Consider the following 24210-nt stretch of genomic DNA (forward strand, 5'->3'; position numbering starts at 1 on the left):
AGTTCCCCGCGCCCCTGAGTCACCCGGGCGCGTCCCCCTTCCTCCCAGGTCACCCCTTCCCCCCCTCAGGAGACTCCGCCATGTCCGGAATATCCAAGAACGCGGCGATCGCTCTCGCCGCCACCGCCTCCCTCGCCCTGCTCGCCACCGCCTGTACGGGGCAGTCCGGGTCCACCGCCTCCGACGACCCGAACGCCAAGACGACGATCACCTTCTGGCACGGGTGGAGCGCGCCCGGCGAGGTGGAGGCGATCCAGGCGAACGTGGACCGGTTCGAGAAGGAGCACCCGAACATCACGGTGAAGGTCGTCGGGAACATCAACGACGACAAGCTCAACCAGGCGCTGCGGGCGGGCGGTTCGAACGGCCCGGACGTGGTGTCCTCGTTCACCACGTCCAACATCGGCAAGTTCTGCTCCTCCGGGGCCTTCGCCGATCTGGGTCCCTTCATCGAGAAGTCGAAGCTCGACCTCGACAAGATCATCCCGAAGCCGATGCTGGACTACACCCAGTTCGAGGGCACCCGGTGCGCGCTGCCGCTGCTGGGGGACGCGTACGGGCTGTACTACAACAAGGACGCGTTCGAGAAGGCGGGCATCAAGGCGCCGCCGAAGACGTGGTCCGAGTTCGCCGTGGACGCGAAGAAGCTGACGAAGACCAAGGGCGACAGCTACGCGCAGCTCGGGTTCATGCCGAACTACCACGGCTACGAGACGGTCGTGGACCACTACATGTCGCAGTGGGACCACGCCTACTTCGACGCCGACGGCACGTCGAACATCGCGAAGGACCCGGCGTTCGCGGAGATGTTCACGTACCAGAGGAAGCTGGTCGACTCGCTCGGCGGCTTCGCGAAGCTGGAGAAGTACCGGAACACCTTCGGCGACGAATGGGGCGCCAAGCACCCCTTCCAGACGGGCCAGGTGGCCATGCAGCTGGACGGTGAGTGGCGGCTCGGGATGGCCGAGGCCGCCGGCACCGACTTCGAGATCGGCACCGCGCCGATGCCCGTGGCCGACGACGAGGCGGACGAGTACGGCAAGGGCTTCCTCTCCGGCACGATCATCGGCATCGCCCCGCAGAGCAAGAAGCAGAACGCGGCCTGGGAGCTGGTGAAGTACCTGACGACCGACACCGAGGCCGTCGTCTCCTTCGCCAACGCGATCCACAACGTGCCGTCCACGTTCGCGGCGCTGAAGTCGCCCGATCTGAAGGTCGACGAGGGCTTCCGGACCTTCCTGGACGTCGCCCAGAACAAGCACTCGAACACCCCGCCGGCCTCCGTCAACGGCTCCACGTACCAGACGACGCTGCAGGACTTCGGCTACCAGTACGAGTCCGGCAAGGTGACGGACCTCCACAAGGGCCTGGAGAAGACCGCGAAGCAGATCGACACCGACATCGCGCAGGCGAAGTAGCGCCCGATGTCCACCTTCACTCTCCGCGCGAAGCGCCGCAGGTCGGCGCTTCGGACGGTGGCCTTCCTGTCCCCCTGGCTGATCGGGTTCGGCGTCTTCTTCGCCTATCCGCTGGTGTCCACCGTGTACTTCTCGCTGATGAGGTACGACGGATTCGGCACACCGGTCTTCCGCGGCCTGGGCAACTGGTCCTACGTCTTCAACGACTATCCGATGTTCTGGCCGGCCCTGCGCAACACGCTCTGGCTGGTGCTGGTCATGGTCACCTGCCGGGTGGTCTTCGGCCTCGGCGTCGGTCTGCTGATCACCAAGATCAGGACCGGGACGGGTGTCTTCCGCACCCTGTTCTATCTGCCGTATCTCGCCCCGCCGGTCGCCGCGACGCTGGCCTTCGTCTTCCTCCTGAATCCCGGCACCGGGCCGGTCAACTCGGTCCTCGACGGGCTGGGCCTGCCGACGCCCGGCTGGTTCACCGACCCGGCCTGGTCCAAACCGGCGCTCACCGCGCTCGCGTTGTGGGGCGTGGGCGACCTGATGGTGATCTTCATGGCCGCGCTGCTCGACGTCCCCAGGGAGCAGTACGAGGCCGCCGAGCTGGACGGGGCGTCGGCCTGGCAGCGGTTCCGGTTCGTGACCCTGCCGAGCATCTCGCCGATCGTGATGTTCGCCGTGGTCACGGGCGTGATCCAGACCATGCAGTACTACACGCAGCCCCTGGTGGCCGGAAAGGTCGCCTCCGGCGTCATCGGCGGCTCCGGGCAGCAGTTCGAGCCGGGCTACCCGGACAAGTCGACCCTGACTCTGCCCCAGCTCGTCTACAACCTGGGCTTCCAGCGCTTCGACTACGGCTCCGCCTGTGTGGTCGCCCTCGTGCTGTTCGCCCTGTCGATGGTGTTCACCGCGCTGCTGATGCGGCGCCGGGGCGGACTGATCGGAGCGGGTGACCGATGACCCAGGTACTGGACGTGCGCGACGAGCCCGTGACGGCCGTGGCCGCCCCGGACAGCGAGCGGATCGCCCGCCGCCGGGCCCTGCTGGAGTGGATCGCCGTCCACTCCCTGGGCGTGGCCGCCGCGCTCTTCTTCACCCTGCCCTTCGTCTTCGTCGTGCTGACCTCGCTGATGAGCGACCAGCAGGCGCTCACCCGCGATCTGCTCCCGCACACCTGGGAGTGGGGCAACTACCGCCAGGTCCTGGCCACCCCCGGCTTCCTGACCTGGTGGAAGAACACCCTTCTCTACGCCGGCCTCGGCACGGTCCTCACCGTCGTGTCGTCCGTCCCCGTGGCGTACGCGCTCGCCAAGTTCCGCTTCCGGGGCCGGCAGGTGGCGCTGATGCTGGTCATCTCGATGATGATGCTGCCGCCCCAGGTCGTGGTGATCCCGATGTACCTGTTCTGGGCCAAGCAGATGGACCTGTCCGGTTCGCTGTGGCCGCTGATCGTCCCGATGGCGTTCGGGGACGCGTTCTCCATCTTCCTGCTGCGGCAGTTCCTGACGACCATCCCGGACGAGTATGTGGACGCGGCCCGTGTCGACGGCTGCGGCGAACTGCGCACCCTGCTGCGGGTCGTCCTGCCGATGGCGAAGCCGGGCATCGCGGCCGTGGCCCTGTTCCAGTTCTTCTACGCCTGGAACGACTACTTCGGACCGCAGATCTACGCCTCCGAGAACCCGGCCGCTTGGACGCTCAGTTACGGCCTGGAATCCTTCAAGGGCGCGCACCACACCGACTGGAATCTGACCATGGCCGCGACCGTGCTGGTCATGGCCCCCGTGATCCTCGTGTTCTTCTTCGCCCAGAAGGCGTTCGTCGAAGGCGTCACCCTGACCGGAGTTAAGGGTTGATACAACTATGAAGCTCACCGTGGTCGGCGGAGGGTCGACCTACACCCCCGAACTCGTCGACGGGTTCGCCCGGCTCAGGGACACGCTGCCGATCGAGGAGCTGGTGCTCGTCGATCCGGCCGCCGACCGGCTGGAGCTGGTCGGCGGCCTGGCCCGCCGGATCTTCGCCCGGCAGGGGCACCCGGGCCGGATCGTCACCACCGGTGACCTGGACCGGGGCGTCGAGGGCGCCGACGCCGTCCTCCTCCAGCTGCGCGTCGGCGGTCAGGCAGCCAGGGAGCGGGACGAGACCTGGCCGCTGGAGTGCGGCTGTGTCGGTCAGGAGACCACCGGCGCGGGCGGCCTGGCGAAGGCGCTGCGCACGGTGCCGGTCGTCCTGGACATCGCCGAGCGCGTGCGCCGGACCAACCCCGAGGCCTGGATCATCGACTTCACCAACCCGGTGGGGATCGTGACCCGCGCCCTGCTGCGGGCCGGCCACAAGGCGGTCGGCCTGTGCAACGTGGCGATCGGCCTGCAACGGAAGTTCGCCGCGCATCTCGGGGTGGCCCCGGCCGAGGTCCACCTGGACCATGTGGGCCTCAACCACCTCACCTGGGAGACCGGGGTCCGTCTCGGTGGCCCGGCGGGCGAGGACGTGCTGCCGAAACTGCTGGCCGACCACGGCGGAACGATCGCCGCCGATCTGCGCCTGCCCCGCCCGGTCCTGGACCGCCTCGGGGTGGTCCCGTCCTACTACCTGCGCTACTACTACGCCCACGACGAGGTCGTGCGGGAGCTGGGCACCAAGCCCTCCCGGGCCGCCGAAGTGGGCGCGATGGAACGGGAGTTGCTGGAGATGTACGCCGACCCGGCGCTCGACGAGAAACCCGCGCTGCTCGCCCGCCGGGGCGGGGCCTTCTACTCGGAGGCGGCCGTGGACCTCGCCGCGTCCCTGCTGGGCGACGGGGGCAGCCCGTACCAGGTGGTGAACACCCGCAACGGCGGCACCCTGCCGTTCCTGCCCGCCGACGCGGTGATCGAGGTGCAGGCCGCCGTGGGACCGGACGGCGCGGCCCCGCTGCCGGTACCGACCGTGGATCCGCTGTACGCGGGTCTGATGGCGAACGTGACCGCGTACGAGGACCTGGCCCTGGACGCGGCCCTGCGCGGCGGCCGGGACCGGGTGTTCCGAGCCCTGCTCTCCCATCCCCTGATCGGCCAGTACGAGTACGCCGAGGCCCTCACCGACCGACTGCTCGCACACAACCGGGAGCACCTCGCGTGGGCATGAGCGAGGACGCACACGGGCTGGGCGGCGCGCACGGGCGTGACGGCCGGCGCGGGCGTGACGACCGGCGCGGCGGGCGGGAGGGCGTGCGCGGGAGCGTGCTCGCCGTCGACGCGGGCAACAGCAAGACCGACGTGGCCGTGGTCGCGCCCGACGGGGAGGTGCTGGGCGCGGCGCGCGGCGGCGGGTTCCAGCCGCCGGCCGTCGGGGTGACGGCGGCGGTCGACGGCCTCGCGGAGGTCGTACGGCGGGCCCTCGCCGAGGCCGGGTTCCGCTCGGTCGACCATGTCTCGGCGTGTCTGGCGAACGCCGACTTCCCCGTGGAGGAGGAGCGCCTGGCGGCGGCGCTGCGCACGCGCGCGTGGGGCACGACCGTCGAGGTCCGCAACGACACCTTCGCGATCCTGCGGGCCGGGGTGGCCGAGCCGCGGGGCGTGGCGGTGGTGTGCGGTGCCGGCGTGAACTGTGTCGGCATGCGCCCCGACGGCCGTACCGCGCGCTTCCCCGCGCTGGGGCGCATCTCCGGGGACTGGGGCGGCGGTTGGGGCCTGGCCGAGGAGGCGATGTGGCACGCGGCACGCGCCGAGGACGGCCGGGGCGGTCACACGGCACTGGCCCAGACGCTGCCCGCGCACTTCGGCCTGGACTCCGTGTACGCCCTGGTCGAGGCGCTGCACCTCGGGCACATCCCGGCCGTCCGCCGCCATGAGCTGACCCCGGTCCTGTTCACCACGGCGACCGGCGGCGACCCGGTGGCCCGCTCGCTGGTGGACCGTATGGCCGAGGAGGTGGTGGCCATGGCGACGGTGGCCCTGACCCGTCTGGACCTCCTCGGCGAGGAGACCCCCGTCCTCCTCGGCGGCGGTGTCCTCGCCGCCCGGCACCCCCTCCTCGACGCCCGGATCCGCGAGGCGCTGGCCGCCGCCGCGCCCAAGGCGGTGCCCCGGGTGGTCACGGCAGGCCCGGTGCTGGGCGCGGCGCTGCTCGGGCTCGACCGCGTGGGCGCGCCGCGCGGCGTGCACGCGCGCGTGCGGGCGCACTACGAACGAGGCTGACCCCGCCCCGCGCCACCCTCTTGGATCTCCCTCGAACGCGTTCGAACCTCAGGGAACCGAACCCGATCGGAGCGCGTATTCATGGGCAGGGGGTGGTGCGGGAAGCCTTGTGCTGCGCCGGAATCCGACGAGGACAGTGCCTACGGACACGATCGGGGAACAAGATCGAGTCAAGGTCTGTGCGTTGTCAGTCCCGACGGCGATACTGGCGGCCGTGCACCTCTGGCCGTGCGAGCGGGCGGAAGCGATGGACGGATGACCAGGGGGAGGTCAGGTGACATTCACGCCGGAGGGCAGCGCGCCACCGACGGCACCACCCACGGGCCCGGGCCCCGCCGTGCCGCCCCAGGCCACACCGTCGAGGACCCCCGTGCCGCCCCCGGCCCCGGACGGCGGGCCGCCCCGCCGGACCGCGTTCGCCGAGGGCGTCGACCAGTTGCGCGCCGCGGCGACCACCGAGCCCGGCCGGCTGCGCATCATCGGTGCCGTCCTCGCCCTCCTGGTCGTCACGTTCGGCGCCGTCACGGCCTGGCAGATGAACGACCGCGCGGCCGCCGCCGACGACGTGCTCCACGGCAGCCAGCCGCTCAGCTCCGCCGCCGCCGAGATCTACAGTTCGCTGGCCGCCGCCAACACGGCGGCGTCCAGCGGATTCCTCGCGGGCGGGCAGGAGACCCGTCAGTCGCGTGAGGACTACGAGCGGGAGATGGGGGAGGCGGCGAAGCAGCTGGCCCTCGCCGCGACCGCGTCGAAGTCCGGCTCCGACTCCGAGGAACGCATCGCCAAGCTGAACGCCCTGCTGCCCGAGTACAAGGGCCTGGTCGAGCGGGCCCGCGCCAACAACCGGCTGGGCTACCCCCTGGGCGGCGCCTATCTGCGCTACGCCAACGACAAGATGCAGGTCATGCTCGACGAGGCGCAGAGCATCTACGACAACGAGAACGAGCGGCTCCGTGACGACTACGCGGAGGCCACGGCGTACCCCTGGGCCGCGCTCGGCCTCGGGGTCCTCGCCATCGGCGGCCTCGTCTGGGCCCAGCGCCGCAACTACCGGCGCACCAACCGGGTGTTGAACCACGGCCTGGTCGCGGCGACGGCCGCCTCCACCGTGGTCCTGCTGTGGCTGGCCGGCGGCCACACCGTCGCCCGAGCGGGGCTGAACGACTCCTACGAGCACGGCGTACGGTCCCTGACCGTCCTCAACGACGCGCGCATCGCCTCCCTCACGGCACGGGGCAACGAGAACCTGACCCTCATCAGCCGCGGGGCGCAGTCGATCGAGATCGTGGACAAGGGCCAGAAGAAGAACGTGGACGAGTTCGACCACAACTTCGGGATCGAGATGCGCAATCTCGAGGTCAAGCTGGCGGCCGCCGAGAAACTGGCCGACGACAGCAGCGGCGCGAAGCCCGTGAAGGCCGCCGGTCTCGGGATGGACGAGTGGCTGAAACGGCACGAGAGGGCCCGCGCCGCCGACGACAAGGGCGACTACCAGTGCGCTCTGGACCAGGTGATCGGCGGCAGGTCCACGACCGACTGCCCGGACGGCGACAAGCCGACCGGCGACTGCTTCGACGAGGTCGACACGAACCTCGGCATCGCGAGCGACTACGAGAAGCGGGAGTTCACCACGGCGGCCCAGGGCGGCCGTGACGCGATGCTCGGTCTCCCCGTGGGCGCCGCCGTGCTGGCGGTGCTGGGCGCGGCCGGTGCGGTGCTCGGCATCGGGCGCAGGCTTTCGGAGTACCGGTGACGGCGACGGGAGGAGACTCGGTGGAAGGAGGAGCGATGCACGCGTTGCGACGCCTGCGAGCCGGCCTCAGGGGCTGGGGCGGCGTGGGCGCCATGGCGGTCCTCTGCGCCCTGACCCTGGTCTTCGCCCTGGTGCTGCCGGTGAAGGGCACCCGCGGCGACGGCGCGACGGGCACCGGCGGCCCGGGCGTGGTCCGGGGCACGCAGGTGCGGGCGGACGACTGCAAGGAGAAGGGCGATCCCGAGAAGCGGAGCCTGCGGCCCTCCTCGAGCGCCTCCGGCGACGCGATCGAGCGGATCCGGAAGAACGACGTCATCACGGTCGGCGTCGACCAGAACAGCTACCGCTGGGGCTACCGCGACCCGAACAGCACGAAGGACGAAGCCGTGCTGGAGGGCTTCGACATCGACATAGTGCACCGCATCGCCGAGGAGATACTCGGCGACCCTAACAAGGTGCGCTTCCGGGCGATCCCCACCAGCCAGCGCATCCCGCTGTTGCAGAAGAAGGAGATCGACATGGTGGTCCGCACCATGACGATCAGCTGCGACCGTCTGAAGGACGTCGCCTTCTCCCAGCCCTACTTCAGGACGGGTCAGCAGGTCCTGGCCCCCAAGTCCTCGACGATCAAGGGCTATGACAAGACGCTGGCGGGCAAGAAGATCTGTACGGCCGCCACTTCCACCGCCCTGTCCACCCTGGAGGCCGGCAGGACCTCGGGCAAGCTGCCCGCCACCGCCGACATCTCCCTGACCGTCCCCAACCAACTCGACTGCCTGGTGAGGCTCCAGCTCGGCGAGGTCGACGCCGTGGTCACCGACGGTGCCCTCGCCGCGAGCCAGGCCGCCCAGGACCCGACGGTCGACCTCAAGGGCGCGCCGTTCACGACCGAGTACTACGGCGTGGCGATGAACCTGGAGGCGGACGATCTGGTACGCCGGGTCAATCAGGTGCTGGTGGACTACCTCAAGGACGGCTGGCAGAACTCCTACGACAGGTGGCTGTCCGGGACGCTCGGGACGAACTCGGCGCAGTCCCGGCCGCCTTCGCCCCAGTACGGAGACTGACGTACCGGGACCGACGTAAGAGGACCGCATTCAACTGACGGACACCGACAGCAGCGAGAGGTGATCGATGGGCGTCGCGGGATCCACCGGGCCGGTGATGGACCGGGACGAGGTGGACCGTGCGCTCGCGCGGCTCGGCGCGGAGCACGAGGCCATCGAGACCTCGCTGCTCGCCCTTCAGGACCACGCGGGCCGCAGGCTGCTCGAAGGGGCCGAGCTGACCGGCGTCACCAAGGAGCGCTGGACCGCCGCGGACGCGTCGATCACGCTGCTGTGGGCCTACTTCGACGCGTACACGGACGCGTTGCACAGCGCCCGGGAGATCCGTTCGCGGCGGCGCTGGTCCAGCCGTGAGGATCTGGTGGAGCTGACGGAACTGCTGCGCGGCGAGGCGGTCACGGTCGCCGGCTCCGCGACGGCCATGGCGAACGCGCCGACGCTCCAGGGCACGACCCGGCTGAGCGAACAGTTCTCGCTGGTCACGCTCGTGGACCGGATGAACGACCTGTACGCGTCCTCGCTGGACATGGTCGTGGCCGCCGACGCGGTGTGGTCCGCGCTGCCGGCCAGAATCGATCTGCTGGCCGCCGAGCTCCAGCGCACCCGTCAACTCGCGCACTCCGTGGGCGTACGCCCGGGCGAGCATCCGGCCGGCGACGACCTGGAGCGGATCACCCGCACCCTGACCCGGCTCCGTGAGCAGGTCGTCTCGGACCCGCTGGCCTTCTGGGTGCCCACGCCCGGCAGTTCGGCGCCCGGTGGCGGCCGCCCGGACACCTCGACGTACGACCGCGAGGCACGCGCCCTGGACGACGTGCGGCGGGAGATCGACGCCGTGCTGACGGTCCGACAGGACGCGGAGGCGCGGCTGATGAAGCTGCGGGACGTGCTCAGCCGCGCGGACCGCACGCTCGCCGAGGCGCGCAGCGCGCGCGGTGAGGTGCTGGCGAAGATCGCCGCGACGGAGGTGCCCGTGGTGAGCGGTCCGCCGACGGTGCTGCAGGAGCAGTTGGCGATGGCGGCGGAGTACCGCAGACACGCGCAGTGGCACCGGCTCTCCCCGCTCCTCGAATCCCTGGAGCAGAAGGCGGACGACGAACTGCTGCGGGCCCGCGAGTCGTTGACGGCCGTGACGGCGCCCCTGGCGGTCCGCGCGGAGCTGCGCGGCCGGCTCGACGCGTACAAGGCGAAGGTCGCCCGGCACGGCTTCGCGGAGGACTCGCTGCTGGTCGAGCGGTACGACGCGGCGCGCCGCATGCTGTGGAGCGCCCCGTGTGATCTGCGCGTCGCCGAGATGGCGGTGCTGCGCTACCAGCAGGCGGCCGCCGAACTGCTGGGCCAGTCGGTACCGGCCCAGCCTGCGCCCCAGGACCGGAGGGAGGAACAGCCGTGAGTCAGACGGAGGAGAGCCCGGCGGGCGAGGAGACGGCGCGGCAGTCGTGCCAGCGGCCCGGTTGCTCGGGTGCGTACGAGGACGTGGGCGGCGGCGAGCTGTACTGCGACGAGTGCGGTCTGGCGCCGGTCGTCTCGGCGAGCGGCATGGTCAACTCCCCGCCCACCGGCATCACCGGGGGCGGCAGGGGCTCACGCGGCTCCGGCAGTTCGCGCTCCTCGCGCACGTCGGCCCGGTCCTCGCAGTCACGCCGCTCGGTCTCCGGCCGGCTCTCGCGTGCCCTGTCGGGCCGGTCGACGGGCCGCTCGGTGTCGGTGCGCAGCTCCGGCAAGACCGCCGGCTCCTCGGGGCGGGCGCGGCTCGGCGTGGGCCTGGTCCAGGTGCCGGACGTGCCGCGTCCCGACCCGCGCTCGATGGTGCTGGAGACCGCCGAGGTGCCCGAGCGGAAGCGGTTCTGCTCGCGCTCGGACTGCGGGGCGCCGGTCGGCCGGGCCCGCGGTGACCGGCCGGGGCGCACGGAGGGCTTCTGCACCAAGTGCGGCCACCCGTACTCCTTCGTGCCGAAGCTGCACTCGGGCGACATCGTGCGCGGCCAGTACGAGGTCGTGGGCTGTCTGGCGCACGGCGGTCTGGGCTGGATCTATCTGGCCATAGACCGGGCGGTGTCGGACCGCTGGGTCGTGCTGAAGGGTCTGCTGGACACCGGCGACCAGGACGCGATGGCCGCCGCGATCTCCGAGCGCCGCTTCCTCGCCGAGATCGAGCACTCCAACATCGTCCGCATCTACAACTTCGTCGAGCACCTCGACCAGCGCACCGGTTCGCTGGACGGGTACATCGTCATGGAGTACGTCGGCGGCAAGTCGCTGAAGGAGATCGCCAACGGCCGCCGCACGCCGGACGGGCGCCGCGATCCGCTGCCGGTGGAGCAGGCGTGCGCGTACGGCATCGAGGCCCTGGAGGCGCTCGGTCACCTCCACAGCCGCAACGTGCTGTACTGCGACTTCAAGGTCGACAACGCGATCCAGACCGAGGACCAGCTCAAGCTGATCGACATGGGCGCGGTGCGCAGGATGGACGACGACGAGTCCGCCATCTACGGCACCGTCGGCTACCAGGCGCCCGAGGTCGCCGACGTGGGCCCGTCGGTCGCCTCCGACCTGTACACGGTCGCCCGCACGCTCGCCGTCCTCACCTTCGACTTCCAGGGCTACACGAACGTCTTCGTGGACTCCCTGCCCGACCCGGACAACATCGAGGTCTTCCGCCAGTACGAGTCCTTCTACCGGCTGCTGGTCCGGGCCACCGACCCCGACCCGGCCCGCCGGTTCGCCTCCGCGCAGGAGATGTCGGAGCAGCTGACGGGTGTGCTGCGGGAGGTCGTCTCCCTCCAGACGGGCCGGGCCCGGCCCGCCCTGTCGACGATCTTCGGCCCCGAGGTGAAGGTCACGGACACGGAGCTGTTCGCCAAGCTGGACGGGGATGTGTCCCGGCTGGGCACGCGCCGCGACAAGCCGGCCACCAGGAACGGTGGTTCGCCTTCCGGTTCGCCTTCCGGTACGCCCGCCCTGCTGACCGCCGGCGCGGCCGTCCCCGCCCGGCTCACCCGGCAGCTCGACACCGCCGCCGCGGCCCTCGCGCTGCCCGTCCCGCGCGTGGACCCGGGCGACCCGAACGCCGGGTTCCTCGCGGGCCTGATCACCTCCGCGCCGACCGAGCTGATCACAGCGCTGCACGCGGCCCCCAGCGGCTCCCTGGAGCTGCGGCTGCGCGAGCTGCGGGCCCGGCTGGAGATGGCCGAGTTCACCATCGCCCTGGCCACCCTGGACGCCCTGGAGCGGGACCACCCCGACGACTGGCGGGTGGTCTGGTACCGGGGCGTGGCCGCGCTCGCCACCGGCGACCACGAGAACGCCGCGCTGTCCTTCGACGCGATCTACGACGCCTTCCCGGGCGAACCGGCCCCCAAGCTGGCCCTCGGCCTGTGCGCCGAGGTGCTGGGGCAGCTGGACAACGCCGCCGAGTACTACCGCCTGGTGTGGACGACCGACCCCAGCTTCGTCAGCGCCGCGTTCGGGCTCGCCCGGGTGCGGCTGACCGCCGGGGACCGGCAGAACGCCGTCCGGACCCTGGAGTCCGTACCGGAGGCGTCGATCCACTACACCGCCGCCCGGGTCGCCGCCGTACGGGCCCGGCTCAGACACCGTGCGGACGCGACGCTCGGAGCCGAATCGGCGCCGCCCTCGGCCGGGACCGCCGAAACCGCGCCGGGCGCCCCGTTCCTGGACGATCTGACCGCGGCCGCCGGGCAGGTCGAGGCGCTCGGCGGGTACGGTCTGGACGCGGTGCGCCGCGAGCAGTTGTCCACAGAGGTCCTTGGCTGCGCCCTGGACTGGGTACTCTCCGGAGGCCAGGGTGCCGCGCCCCCGACCGGCGAGCGGGTCCTGCTCGGCAGCACGCTGGACGAGCGCGGCCTCCGCTTCGGACTGGAGCGGTCGTACCGCACACTGGCCCGGCTCGCCCAAGGCGGCGAGGAGAGGATCGACCTGGTGGAACGTGCCAACCGTTACCGCCCCCGGACGTGGGTGTAGTTGATGTCGCAGATGCCCCAGCCGACCGCGCTGACGAAGTGCCCGATCTGCGAGTGGCCCCTCGCCTCGGACGACCGCTTCTGCGGTGCGTGCGGTCATGATCTCTCGGCGGTCCCCGCACCGCCGGCGGACCATCCGACCCTCACCATGAACGGGACGGCGGCCGCCGTCCCCGACGAGGCCGGCCCCGTGGACTGGCCCGTCGCCTCCGAACCGAGCACCGACACGCCCCCGCCGGTGGTCCGTCCCACCGACATCCCGGGCACCGACTCCGGCGGCGGCGAACTGCCAGGACCGGGCCGGGGCGTACGGTTCGACCGGCCCCGCGAGCCCGACGAGTACCCGTTGGCCGCGCCCCAGCCGCCGGACCCGCGCACCGCCGACCCCGCCACCCCCGCGGCCGGTACGAAGGTGTGCGTGGCCTGCCGCGCGGGCCGCGTCGACCGGGACGGCTACTGCGAGAACTGCGGACACGCCCAGCCCCGTGAACGCGACCACATGGAACTGGAGTTGGGCGCGGTCGCCGCGGTCAGCGACCGGGGTCTGCGCCACCACCGCAACGAGGACGCGTTCGCGATCTCCTCGACCGCGCTGCCCGACGGCTCCCCCGCGGTCGTCGCGATCGTCTGCGACGGCGTGTCCTCCGCGACCCGCCCCGACGACGCCTCGCTCGCCGCGGCCCGCACCGCCAACGAGACCGTCCTGGAGTCGCTCCCGCGCGGCACCCACCCGCAGCAGGCCATGCACGACGCGATCGTCGCCGCCGCGAGCGCCGTCAACGCCCTCGCGGAGGAGCCGGAGACGGCCCAGGAGCACGCCCCGCACCAGAACGCGCCGGCCTGCACCATCGTCGGCTCGATCGTCACCGCGAGCCTGCTCGTCGTCGGCTGGGTCGGCGACAGCCGCGCCTACTGGGTGCCGGTGGACCGCAGCGCACCCCCGGCCCGGCTCACCGAGGACGACTCGTGGGCGGCACAGATGGTGTCCGCGGGACTGATGAGCGAGGCCGAGGCGTACGCCGACGAGCGTGCCCACGCGATCACCGGCTGGCTCGGCGCCGACGCGTACGAACTGGAGCCGCACACCGCTTCCTTCAAGCCGGACCGGCCGGGTGTAGTGGTGGTGTGCACCGACGGACTGTGGAACTACGCGGAGGCCGCCGAGGAGATGGCCGAGGCCGTGCCCCTGGACGCGGCCGAGCGGCCGTTGCACTGCGCGCAGGTCCTGGTCGGCCGCGCGCTCGACGGAGGTGGCCACGACAACGTAACAGTGGCGATCCTGCCGTTCCCGGCCCCTCCGCAGGGGGCAGGATCGGCCTGAGGGTGCGCGCGGGCCGGATGTTCGCGTGCGCCCCGGCGGCCGGACGGGAAGGGCCGACGGACCGGAGGGGACCGGTCCGGGTACGGGCACGCACAGTCATCACCCCACGCACTGTGGGGCCGCTAGGGGGATCAGAGTAGGCATGGCCAATTTCTCGAAGTCGAACGTGCCGCAGTTCTCGGTCGAGGTGTACCAGAACGAGTACCTGCCCGAGGGCGGCCGTGAGGTGAACGCCATCGTGACGGTCGGCGCGACGGGCGGCGGCACCATCGGCAGCGCGGTCGCCGCGCCGCACCTGTACTCACCCGGGCAGGGCCCGTCCGCCGCCGTGGCGCTCATGGTCGACTGCTCTGGGTCGATGGACTACCCGCCGACCAAGATGCGCAATGCCCGGGACGCCACGGCCGCCGCGATCGACACCCTGCGCGACGGCGTCCACTTCGCCGTGATCGACGGCACCCACGTGGCCCGCGAGGTCTACCCCGGCGGCGGCCGGCTCGCGGTCGCCGACTCCGCCACCCGGGACCAGGCCAAGCAGGCGCTGCGCAGGCTCAGCGCGGGTGGCGGCACCGCCATCGGCACCTGGCTGAGGCTCGCCGACCGGCTGCTCGCCTCGGCGGACGTCGCCATCCGCCACGGCATCCTGCTCACCGACGGCCGCAACGAGCACGAGTCCCCGGAGGACCTGAAGGCCGCGCTGGACGCCTGTGCCGGACGGTTCACCTGTGACGCGCGTGGAGTGGGTACCGACTGGGAGGTGAAGGAGGTCACCGGCATCGCCTCCGCGCTGCTCGGCACCGCCGACATCGTCGCGGACCCGGCCGCCCTGTCCGCCGACTTCACACAGATGATGGAGGCGGCCATGGGCAAGGAGGTCGCGGACGTCGCCCTCCGGCTGTGGACCCCGGTCGGCACCCGGATCAAGTTCGTGAAGCAAGTGGCGCCCACGGTCGAGGAGTTGACCGACCGCCGCACCGAGGCCGGACCGCGCGCCGGGGACTACCCGACCGGCTCGTGGGGGGACGAGTCCCGCGACTACCACGTGTGCGTCGAGGTCCCGGCCGCGAACCTCGGCCAGGAGATGCTGGCCGCCCGGGTCTCCCTCGTCATCCCGCAGCCCGACGGCACCGCGCAGAATCTCGGCGCCCAGGGGCTGGTGAAGGCCGTGTGGACCGACGACATGGTCGCGTCGACGTCGATCAACCCCCAGGTCGCGCACTACACGGGTCAGGCCGAATTGGCACAAGTCATCCAGCAAGGTTTGGATGCCCGTAAATCCGGAGATTTCGACGGAGCAACGGCCAAGCTGGGGCGGGCCGTTCAACTCGCCAGCGCCTCGGGGAACGCGGATACTGCGAAACTGCTTGCGAAGGTGGTGGACGTGGTCGACGCGGCGACAGGTACTGTGCGACTGAAGGCGAAGGTCACGGAGGCCGACGAGATGACTCTCGAGACACGGTCGACAAAGACTGTTCGTGTAAAGAAGTAGCTGGAAACAGAGCAAGAAACACCCGGAAACACCGCTGCACACGAGCCAGGCTCCCCCACCGGGGATCCGGTCGGTAAGCGGCCACACCGGCCCGTCGCGGCCACAGGAACCGGCCGTGAGGCCGGAAAGGAGAGGGGGAAGCGCCGACATGCCGACCTGCCCGAACGGACACCAGTCGGGTTCCGACGACTGGTGCGAGGTCTGCGGTCACCGTATGGCCGGTGCCGTACCCCCGCCGCCACCACCGCCGCCCCCGGGCGCCGGTTACGGATACCCGCCGCCCGGCTCCCCTCCGCCGCCTCCGGGCGGCCCCGGAGGACCCGGGGGACCTGGGGGTCCCGGGGGACCTGGGGGTCCCGGTGGACGACCGCACCTCGCCGCCGAGCCGGAACTCTGCCCGCAGTGCCGCACGCCCCGCGAGGGCGGCGCGCCCTTCTGCGAGGAGTGCCGGTGGAACTTCCTGACCAACACGGCGACCACGTACACCCCGGCCGCGCCGCGGCCTCCGGCGCCCGGACCGGGTCCGGGCGGCCCTGGTCCCGGCGGTCCCGGCCCCGGCCCGGGCGGCCCCGGCGGGAACCCGGCGCTCCGCTTCCAGCAGCCGCCTCCGCCGTCCTACGGCGGCGGTGACGGGTACGACTACCAGAGCTCCCGCCCCTCGCAGGTGAACCGCCCTGCCGAGCCGATCCCGTCGGGCCCGCCGTTCGGCGGCGAGCCCGGTCCTCCGGGCGGGCCCGGAGGACCGGGCGCGAACGGCGGCTTCGGCGGACCGGGCGGCCCAGGAGGTCCTGGTGGGCCCGGCGGTCCCGGGGCCCAGGGCGGACCCGGCGGTGGTCAGGGTCCCGGCGGCCCTGGACGCCCGGGTGGTCCCGGGGGTCCGGGCGGTCCCGGCGGCCCGTCGGGTCCGGGGGGTTCCTCCGGGTTCGGCGGCGGGCCTTCGGGGCAGCCGGGTCCGGGGCAGTCCGGCCCTGGACAGTCCGGTCCGTCCGCGTTCGGCGGGGATCCGTCGCGCCCCGGCCCCTCGGCCTTCGGCGGTGACCCTTCGCGCCCCGGCCCCTCGGCCTTCGGCGGTGACCCTTCGCGCCCCGGCCCCTCGGGCTTCGGCGGCGATCCCTCACGCCCCGGTCCTTCCGGCTTCGGCGGCGACCCCTCACGACCTGTCCCGCCGCCCCCCGGGCCTACGCCGGGCGGACCTGGTGGGCCGGGCGGACCGGGCGGACCGGGTGGACCTGGCGGGTCCGGCTTCCCCGGCGGCCCCGGACCGGGCGGACCCGGTGGTCAGGGTCCTGGTGGTCAGGGTCACGGTGGTGGTCCGGGTGGCGGTGGAGCACCGCAGGCGTTCCAGCAGGCGGGCGCTCCCGCTCCGCCCGGCTTCCCGCAGGAGACCCGGCGACCGCAGCCCGGAGGTCCCGGCGGCCCCGGTGGTCCCGGTTCCGGAGGCGGCCCCTCGTTCGGCGGTGACGACGACTGGGTGATCTCCCCGCCGTCGACCGGCCCGGGCGGTCCCGGCGGTCCCGGCGGCGCGGGTGCCCGTCCGGGTGGCTACGGCTACCCGCAGCCCGGTGCCACCCAGGCCCCGCCCGGCCCCGCGTACCCGCAGGCGCCGACGACCTGGAGCGCGACCATCGGCCCCGACCGCGACTACTTCATGGCGATGATGCAGCGCTCGGGCCCCGAGGCCGCCGGCCTGAACCTGCCCGCGTACTCCCCGGAGCAGCGGCGCGCCCTCACCGGCAACCAGATCACCATCGGACGGCGCCGCCACTCCACCGGCGACACCCCCGACATCGATCTCTCGGTGCCGCCGGAGGACCCGGGCGTCTCCCACCAGCACGCGGTCCTGGTGCAGCAGCCCGACGGCAGCTGGGCGGTCGTCGACCAGAACTCCACGAACGGCACCACGGTCAACGGTTCCGAGGAGCCCATCCAGCCCTTCGTGCCGATCCCCCTCCAGGACGGGGACCGGGTTCACGTGGGCGCGTGGACGACGATCACGATCCGCCGGGGCTGACCCGCCCCGCGGCAGTACACCGGCTCAGGGCCGACCGAGCACATCGGTCGGCCCTGAGTCGTCGCCGCCCGCCCCGGGCCCCGGCCCCGGTCACGGCAGCGGCCAGGCGTACGCCCCCTCCGGGTCGTCCAGCCAGGCCCAGGCACGGTCGCCGCGGACCGTGATGCCGTAGCGCTCGCGGGACGGCATCCCCTCGCGCTGCCACAGGGCGAGCGCCTCGTGCGGGTCGAGACTGGCCGCCGTGAGGGCCAGCAGGAACCGGAAGAGCTCGTGGTCCCTGGCCCGGTGGGGCAGCCCGCCCAGATGCGGATGGACCGCTTCCGGCTCACTGCCCCCGCGCAGGGGCACGAAGTACGCGGAGGTGTGCAGGAACCGCCCCTCCGCGCGCTCGGCGTCCTCCACCCGAAGCCGTACGAGCCCCGTGGCCAGCGGCGTCAGGATGCGCGCGCCGGGGGTGCACTGGGCGAGCCAGGCGCGCGGGATCGAGTGCAGCGTGCAGGTCGCGATGATCCGGTCGTACGGCGCCCGCTCGGGCACCCCGCGCGCCCCGTCCCCGGTGACGACGGTCGGGTGGTATCCGGCGGCGTCCAGATGCCTGCGTGCCGCCTCCGTGATGTCGGCGTCCAGATCGACGGTCGTGACCAGGTCGTCCCCCAGCCGGTGCGCGAGCAGGGCGGCGTTGTACCCGGTGCCGGCACCGATCTCCAGCACCCGGTCACCGTCCTGCACCTCCAGTTCGGCCAGCATCTTCGCCATCAGCGACGGCTGACTGCTGGAGGAGATCAGCTCGCCGTCCCGCACCCGCGTGGCGAGCGGCGTGTCCGCGTAGGCGCCCCGCATCCAGCGCGCCCGCCGCCTGGGGTCGCGTTCCTCGCCCCACAGCCGCTCGAAGCCGCCCATGACGCCCACGTAGTAGTACGGGACGAAGAGATGTCGGGGGACGCTCTCGAAGGCCTTCCGCCACTGCGGATCGGCGTCCCACGCCCCGCTCGCCTCGATCTCACGCACCAGCGCCGACCGGGCCTCGGCGGCGAGACGTTCCAAGTCGTGGTCCACAGAGTGCGTGCCCATACCTCCACTGTGCGGCCGGACGCCCCCAGAGGCGAGCACCCCGGCCCGCGGGTCCGGAATAGCCCGGTCCGCCCGCTTCACGCCGGTCCTAAGCCTCAAGACCTCCGTCGCCGCGTCTGAGACCATGGGGAACGTGAATGAGATTCGGCGCGGCACGCTTCAGGAGCAGACCTTCTACGAGCAGGTCGGTGGCGAGGAGACCTTCCGGCGCCTCGTGCGCCGCTTCTACGAGGGTGTCGCCGAGGATCCGATCCTGCGGCCGATGTACCCCGAGGAGGACCTGGGCCCGGCCGAGGACCGCCTCACCCTGTTCCTGATCCAGTACTGGGGTGGGCCCACCACCTACAGCGAGAACCGCGGCCACCCCCGCCTCCGTATGCGCCACGCCCCGTTCACCGTGGACCGCGCCGCCCACGACGCCTGGTTGAAGCACATGCGCGACGCCGTCGACGACCTCGGCCTCTCCGAGGAGCACGAGCGCACCCTGTGGAACTACCTCACCTACGCGGCCGCCTCGATGGTCAACGCCCCGGGCTAGGCACAGCCAGGGCCGCCACCGGGCTCAGCGGACGCTGACGCCCAGGGTCCCCAGTCCCGCCCTGCGTACGGCGATCGACCCGTACGGTGTGCGCAGCCGGAGCCACGCGCCCGACGAGAACAGTCCCGGCGTCGCCGTCCCGGGCGTGCCGGACGCGCGCGGGGTGCGGAGGAAGCCGAGCGACTGGGCCGCGTGCACGGCGCGCACCGGCAGCGGTGTGTCCCCGACCGTACGGGACCAGATCTCCCGCCCGATCCCGTCCAGTTCGGCCCGGGTCCGGTGTTCAGGCGGCAACTCCTCGGTGCGGGACCGGAATTCACGCACCGCGGCGGAGACCATCGCCCGGAGCGCGTCCGGCGCGGGCAGCCCCTCCTCCGGGCGCCAGCCGCCGCGCGGGGGAAGCACCCCGGCCCACGGCGGTCCGGTCACCGCCGCCGGGACGACGGCCGTGGCGCCGGCCTCGTCGATGGACTCCAGGAGTTCACCGGCCGACACGGTCACGTCGAGCGTGGCGTCGAGCCCGTTCTCGTAGGGCTTGGCGAGGCGCACGGCTCGGATGGCCAGGACCTCGAAGGACGGCGGTCGGCCGAAGACGGCGAGCGCGGTGCCGGCCCCCTGGAGGCGCACCGCGGCTCCACGGTCGTAGTGGAGCAGCCGGGAGAGGAAGGCCGCGAGATCCGCGGCCTCCCCCTCGTCGGCGAGGTGGAGCACCGTCATGCGGCGACGGCCCCCTCCTCGTCATCCCTGTACTCCTCCAGGAACTCGCGTTCCTCGGCGGTGATCCGCCGGGGCCGCTGGGTCGCGAAGTCGAACGGCACGATCACCGTCGAGGCCCGGACGTAGACCTGGTCCGGGTCCTTGACCTCGTAGGTGATCGTGAACGACGCCGCTCTTATCTCCGTGACCCACAGCTCGACGTCCACCGGCTGGTGCCGGTGGACCAGCTGCCGCTTGTAGTCGATCTCATGGCGTGCCACCACGGACCCCTGCTTGAAGTCCTTCTCCGGGCGGAACAGGAAGTCGATACGGGCTTCCTCCAGGTAGCGGAGGAAGACCACGTTGTTGACGTGGCCGTACGCGTCCATGTCCGCCCAGCGCAGTGGGCAGCGGTAGATGTGCCGCAAGATCGATCAGCCCCGGGTCAGCTTCTTGTAGGTGGCGCGGTGCGGACGGGCGGCGTCCGGACCGAGGCGCTCGATCTTGTTCTTCTCGTACGACTCGTAGTTGCCCTCGAACCAGAACCACTTGGACTCGCCCTCGTAGGCGAGGATGTGCGTGGCCACCCGGTCCAGGAACCAACGGTCGTGGGAGACGACCACGGCGCAGCCGGGGAACTCCAGCAGCGCGTTCTCCAGCGACGACAGGGTCTCGACGTCGAGGTCGTTGGTCGGCTCGTCGAGGAGCAGCAGGTTACCGCCGAGCTTGAGGGTGAGCGCCAGGTTGAGGCGGTTGCGCTCACCGCCGGAGAGCACCCCGGCCGGCTTCTGCTGGTCCGGGCCCTTGAAGCCGAACGCGGAGACGTACGCGCGGGAGGGCATCTCGACCTGGCCGACGTTGATGTAGTCCAGTTCGTCGGAGACGACGGCCCACAGCGTCTTCTTGGGGTCGATGTTCTCGCGGCTCTGGTCGACGTAGGAGATCTTGACGGTCTCGCCGACCTTGATCGAACCGGAGTCGGGCTCCTCCAGACCCTGGATCATCTTGAACAGGGTCGTCTTGCCGGCGCCGTTCGGGCCGATGATGCCCACGATGCCGTTGCGGGGCAGCGTGAAGGAGAGGTCGTCGATGAGGACCTTCTCGCCGAAGGCCTTGCTGAGGTTGTTGACCTCGACGACGACGCTGCCCAGGCGGGGGCCCGGCGGGATCTGGATCTCCTCGAAGTCCAGCTTCCGCATCTTGTCGGCCTCGGCGGCCATCTCCTCGTAGCGGGCCAGACGCGCCTTGGACTTGGCCTGGCGGCCCTTGGCGTTGGAGCGGACCCACTCCAGCTCTTCCTTGAGCCGCTTGGCGCGCTTGGCGTCCTTCTGGCCCTCGACCTTGAGACGGGTCTGCTTGGTCTCCAGGTAGGTGGAGTAGTTGCCCTCGTAGCCGATGGCGCGGCCACGGTCGAGCTCCAGGATCCAGCCCGCGACGTTGTCGAGGAAGTACCGGTCGTGGGTGACGGCGACGACGGTGCCGGGGTACTTCGCGAGGTGCTGCTCCAGCCACTGCACGGACTCGGCGTCCAGGTGGTTGGTGGGCTCGTCGAGCAGGAGCAGGTCGGGGGCCTCGAGCAGCAGCTTGCACAGGGCGACGCGGCGGCGCTCACCACCGGACAGGTTGGTGACGGGCCAGTCGCCGGGCGGGCAGCCGAGGGCGTCCATGGCCTGCTCCAGCTGGGTGTCCAGGTCCCAGGCGTTGGCGTGGTCCAGGTCCTCCTGGAGCTTGCCCATCTCGTCGAGGAGCGCGTCCGAGTAGTCGGTGGCCATGAGCTCCGCGACCTCGTTGAAGCGGTGGAGCTTGCCCATGATCTCGGCGGCGCCGTCCTGCACGTTCTGCAGGACCGTCTTGGACTCGTCCAGCGGCGGCTCCTGGAGGAGCATGCCGACGGTGTAGCCGGGCGACAGGAACGCGTCGCCGTTGGACGGCTGCTCCAGACCCGCCATGATCTTGAGGACGGTGGACTTACCGGCACCGTTCGGGCCGACCACACCGATCTTCGCGCCGGGCAGGAAGCTCAGCGTGACGTCGTCAAGGATGACCTTGTCGCCGTGCGCCTTGCGCGTCTTGCGCATCGTGTAGATGTACTCAGCCAAGAGAAACCGTCCGGCAACTTGAGATCTGGCAGTGGGCAGTACCACCCATCTTGCCGCACGGCCAGCCCTCGACGGAAACCGGATGGTGAACCTCCCGTACGAGCGACGCGGCCCCGATGCCTGTGGGGCGTACCGGGGCCGCGCCGGGCGCACGTGTCATCGCGCGGTCACTCACTGTTGAGTTGCCAAGGAGCTCTTTCCCTGACGTCCTCGCCGTCCTCGTACCGGCGTTTCCGTCCGGCGTCTTCCTCAGGGGTTGCGCTTGCGGAGTACGACCATCACCGCGCCGCCGATCACGACCAGTCCGATGGCGATGCCGCCGATCACCGGGGTCGCGCCGGAGCTGCCGGTCTCGGCGAGGTCGGTGCCGGTGTCGGTCACCGTGCCGCCCGCGACCGTCGCCGGGCTCGGCTCGCTCAGCGTCTGGACCGAGTCACCGCCCGCACCGGCCTCGGTCTCGGTGCGGCAGTCGAGTACGCCCCGGAACTGCTTCGCGTAGCCGCCCGGCCCCTCGATCGTGAAGTCGTACGCCTGGTCCTCCTGCAGCGGGATCGTGACCGTCCGGGTCTCCCCGGCCTCGATGGTGTACGTGATCCCCATCAGCTCGAAGGTGAAGGGCTTGTCGCCCTCGTTGGCGGCCGTGATGTCCAGGCCGCCCTCGGCGCAGTTCTTCTCGGCGGACAGTGCGGGTATGGCGCCCTTCTCGGCCCAGTGCGCGGTCGCCGTCGCGGAGACCGTGGACTCGCTGGAGCCCGCGAGGATCTGGGTCTGGCTCCGGGTCTCGGAGGCGAAGGCGCGGCCGACGGGGACGGTGGTCGAGGCCTGCACGGTCAGTTCGGCCGTGCCGTCCGCGGCGTCCTCGGGCACCTCGAAGTACAGCTCGCTGCCGTCACCTGCCGAGGTCACGGCCTCACCGTCCGCGTCGACGACCTGGACGCCGTCCGCCGTCACGTCCGAGGGCGGGACCACGGTCACACCGTCGGCGTTGGTGTGCACCCTGACCGGGCCAAGCCGCTCACCGGCCCGTCCGGAGACCGCGGGCGGATCGAGGGTGAGGGAAGCGGCCGGCTCCGCCAGGTTCCGCGCGTTCTTCTCCAGGTAGTCGGCGAGCTTCTCCGCCTCCGGGTCCTGGGCCGTCACGTCGGCCCCGTCGGAGTACCGCCAGATCGCCACCTGCGTGCCGGTCGCCGCGTCCTGCTCGGTGAGACCCTGGGCCCCGGCCTTGCCGGCGAGCGCCGCGAGGTCGTTCACCTGCGGGTAGGAGTTCTGCAGGATCCAGCGGATCCTGCCCGCGTCCTTGTTGGCGCCCAGCGAGGTGCCGCTCCAGGGGGTCTCCTGGTACGTGGCGTCCTTCTGCGTCGGGTTCTGGACGTCGACGCAGTAGGTCCGCAGGGTGCCGCCTCCGTCGACGAACATCTCGAACAGCCCTGCGGGGAGCTGCTGTTCCTGGCCCTCGTCGGTACGCAGCACGGCCGTCCCGTACGTCTTGAGGCCGCCCATGGTGGCGGTCGCACCGCCGGAGCTCCGCGGTGCCTCGTCGGCGACGGCCGGGCTCGCGGTGGCGATCGCACCCGCGACGACGAGACCGGACGCGAGCGAGACGGCGGCGATGCGGCCGGCCTTTCGTCTGCGCGCGGCCCGCCCGGACCGACCGGAGATCGACGCCGTGAACCAAGAAACCACAGAATTTCCCTTCGAGCAGGACCCGTTGACGTGGGGGGTGTGGTCCCACCAGCAGAATCAGAAGCCCCGTGAGCTATGTCCGGCATCCTAGGGATGCGGCGCACCACTCTTCCCAGTCGTATCGTCGGACAACCGATCCGAATCGGAATCGTTATCGGGTGCACAGCTCACGAACAGCACCTATCGACAAATCGATGAGGGGCACGCACTGACCTTTCACAGAGCGTTCGCCTATGAACCACGACCGGAACCCGCATTGCGAGGCCGGGGGCCTGAGTTCACGTCACACCGACCGGCTCCGGGCGGAGTTCGGTGCCCGCGAGGTCGAGCCGGCTGCCGGGCGGCGGTGTCTCCCAGGCCGGCTCCGGCTGCGACGGGGACGGGGCAGTGATCGACGCATCGCCCCTGGGCGTCCGGCGGAACGCCGACGTCCCCCGCGACAGATCGTGGCCGACGGCGACCGCGTCGACGTCCGCCGAGACCCGAGTCTGCCCGTCGCGCTGTTCGGTGCGCACCTTCAACCGCCCGTGCACCACGACCGGATCGCCCAGCGCGACGGACGACGCCACGTTCGCGGCGAGCGTGCGCCTGGCCCACACCGTGAAGAAGTTGGTGTGCCCGTCGGTCCACTCGTTCTTCTCCCGGTCCCAGTACCGCGAGGTCACCGCCAGCCGGAAACGGGCCGAGGACCCCGTCGACAGCTCCTTGCAGACCGGCTGCGTCGCCACGTTCCCCACCACGCACACCATCGTCTCGTTCATCTCGCGAACCCCTCCTTCACGCCGGCGTCGGACGCCGACGGCATCGGACACGCGCACGGGCCCGTCCCGTACGGCTGCTGCGTCCGTCGTGCGGCGGTGCTGTGCTCGCCGCGTGTCCAGACTGCCGCCGTCGGGCCGAGCCCGCTGA

At 71.6% G+C, this 24210-nt stretch carries 20 protein-coding genes; 13 read left to right on the forward strand and 7 right to left on the reverse strand.

Translation table 11 applies throughout. From position 1 onward, the window contains the following. The first annotated feature begins 80 nt into the window (after positions 1-80). From ACZ52C_RS35655 to ACZ52C_RS35690, 8 genes are all read left to right on the forward strand, one after another. Entirely contained in the window at positions 81-1418 is a 1338-nt protein-coding gene (locus tag ACZ52C_RS35655; protein WP_469078677.1) for an ABC transporter substrate-binding protein, read from the forward strand. 6 nt (positions 1419-1424) lie between these two features. Next, positions 1425-2369 (forward strand): carbohydrate ABC transporter permease, encoded by a 945-nt coding sequence (locus ACZ52C_RS35660; RefSeq protein WP_469078678.1) that lies wholly within the window; start codon positions 1425-1427, stop codon positions 2367-2369. Then, the gene (locus ACZ52C_RS35665) at positions 2366-3265 is read left to right on the forward strand and encodes a carbohydrate ABC transporter permease (RefSeq protein WP_469078679.1); all 900 of its coding nucleotides are present in this window, start codon (positions 2366-2368) and stop codon (positions 3263-3265) included. The genes ACZ52C_RS35660 and ACZ52C_RS35665 overlap by 4 nt, the downstream gene beginning before the upstream one ends. Positions 3266-3272: 7 nt before the next feature. After that, positions 3273-4538, forward strand: coding sequence for a 6-phospho-beta-glucosidase (locus tag ACZ52C_RS35670; RefSeq protein ID WP_469078680.1), 1266 nt, complete (start codon positions 3273-3275; stop codon positions 4536-4538). A gap of 95 nt (positions 4539-4633) precedes the next feature. Further along, positions 4634-5590, forward strand: coding sequence for an N-acetylglucosamine kinase (locus ACZ52C_RS35675; RefSeq protein ID WP_469078720.1), 957 nt, complete (start codon positions 4634-4636; stop codon positions 5588-5590). Between the two features lie 274 nt (positions 5591-5864). Continuing rightward, a complete protein-coding gene (locus ACZ52C_RS35680) occupies positions 5865-7343 on the forward strand; it encodes a CHASE3 domain-containing protein (RefSeq protein ID WP_469078681.1) in 1479 nt (492 codons plus the stop codon). 35 nt (positions 7344-7378) lie between these two features. Further along, on the forward strand, positions 7379-8410 hold the full coding sequence (locus ACZ52C_RS35685; RefSeq protein WP_469078682.1) for a glutamate ABC transporter substrate-binding protein: 1032 nt from the start codon (positions 7379-7381) through the stop codon (positions 8408-8410). 67 nt (positions 8411-8477) lie between these two features. Further along, entirely contained in the window at positions 8478-9803 is a 1326-nt protein-coding gene (locus tag ACZ52C_RS35690; RefSeq protein WP_469078683.1) for a hypothetical protein, read from the forward strand. Between the two features lies 1 nt (position 9804). Here the strand turns inward: ACZ52C_RS35690 and ACZ52C_RS35695 are convergent, their stop codons facing one another. After that, the gene (locus ACZ52C_RS35695; protein ID WP_469078684.1) at positions 9805-10134 is read right to left on the reverse strand and encodes a hypothetical protein; all 330 of its coding nucleotides are present in this window, start codon (positions 10132-10134) and stop codon (positions 9805-9807) included. On the opposite strand from ACZ52C_RS35695, the gene ACZ52C_RS35700 reads away from it, so the two are divergent. From ACZ52C_RS35700 to ACZ52C_RS35715, 4 genes are all read left to right on the forward strand, one after another. Beyond that, complete coding sequence (locus ACZ52C_RS35700) at positions 10112-12394, forward strand: serine/threonine-protein kinase (protein WP_469078685.1); 2283 nt, start codon at positions 10112-10114, stop codon at positions 12392-12394. The two genes, ACZ52C_RS35695 and ACZ52C_RS35700, sit on opposite strands and share 23 nt — an antisense overlap. Further along, positions 12395-13714, forward strand: coding sequence for a PP2C family serine/threonine-protein phosphatase (locus ACZ52C_RS35705; protein ID WP_469078686.1), 1320 nt, complete (start codon positions 12395-12397; stop codon positions 13712-13714). Positions 13715-13856: 142 nt separating this feature from the next. Further along, positions 13857-15203, forward strand: a complete 1347-nt coding sequence (locus ACZ52C_RS35710; RefSeq protein ID WP_469078687.1) for a vWA domain-containing protein — start codon at positions 13857-13859, stop codon at positions 15201-15203. A gap of 148 nt (positions 15204-15351) precedes the next feature. After that, the gene (locus tag ACZ52C_RS35715; RefSeq protein ID WP_469078688.1) at positions 15352-17214 is read left to right on the forward strand and encodes an FHA domain-containing protein; all 1863 of its coding nucleotides are present in this window, start codon (positions 15352-15354) and stop codon (positions 17212-17214) included. Between the two features lie 90 nt (positions 17215-17304). Here the strand turns inward: ACZ52C_RS35715 and ACZ52C_RS35720 are convergent, their stop codons facing one another. After that, positions 17305-18285, reverse strand: coding sequence for a methyltransferase domain-containing protein (locus ACZ52C_RS35720; RefSeq protein ID WP_469078689.1), 981 nt, complete (start codon positions 18283-18285; stop codon positions 17305-17307). Between the two features lie 124 nt (positions 18286-18409). Between ACZ52C_RS35720 and ACZ52C_RS35725 the strand changes: the two genes are divergently transcribed. Then, positions 18410-18823 carry a globin gene (locus ACZ52C_RS35725; protein WP_319099437.1) on the forward strand — a complete coding sequence of 138 codons (414 nt, stop codon included), beginning with the start codon at positions 18410-18412 and terminating at the stop codon, positions 18821-18823. Between the two features lie 24 nt (positions 18824-18847). Here ACZ52C_RS35725 and ACZ52C_RS35730 read toward each other — a convergent pair whose 3' ends face one another. From ACZ52C_RS35730 to ACZ52C_RS35750, 5 genes are all read right to left on the reverse strand, one after another. Continuing rightward, positions 18848-19540 (reverse strand): DUF8010 domain-containing protein, encoded by a 693-nt coding sequence (locus tag ACZ52C_RS35730; RefSeq protein ID WP_469078690.1) that lies wholly within the window; start codon positions 19538-19540, stop codon positions 18848-18850. Continuing rightward, positions 19537-19947, reverse strand: a complete 411-nt coding sequence (locus ACZ52C_RS35735) for an acyl-CoA thioesterase (RefSeq protein WP_469078691.1) — start codon at positions 19945-19947, stop codon at positions 19537-19539. Before ACZ52C_RS35735 ends, ACZ52C_RS35730 begins: the two co-directional genes overlap by 4 nt. 6 nt (positions 19948-19953) lie before the next feature. After that, positions 19954-21618 (reverse strand): energy-dependent translational throttle protein EttA, encoded by a 1665-nt coding sequence (gene ettA / locus ACZ52C_RS35740; RefSeq protein WP_469078692.1) that lies wholly within the window; start codon positions 21616-21618, stop codon positions 19954-19956. Between the two features lie 249 nt (positions 21619-21867). Beyond that, a complete protein-coding gene (locus ACZ52C_RS35745; RefSeq protein ID WP_469078693.1) occupies positions 21868-23301 on the reverse strand; it encodes a Cys-Gln thioester bond-forming surface protein in 1434 nt (477 codons plus the stop codon). A 278-nt stretch (positions 23302-23579) separates the two neighbouring features. Continuing rightward, entirely contained in the window at positions 23580-24062 is a 483-nt protein-coding gene (locus ACZ52C_RS35750) for a single-stranded DNA-binding protein (RefSeq protein WP_469078694.1), read from the reverse strand. Positions 24063-24210: the final 148 nt, after the last annotated feature.

The organism is Streptomyces sp. NPDC034049 (assembly GCF_055575575.1).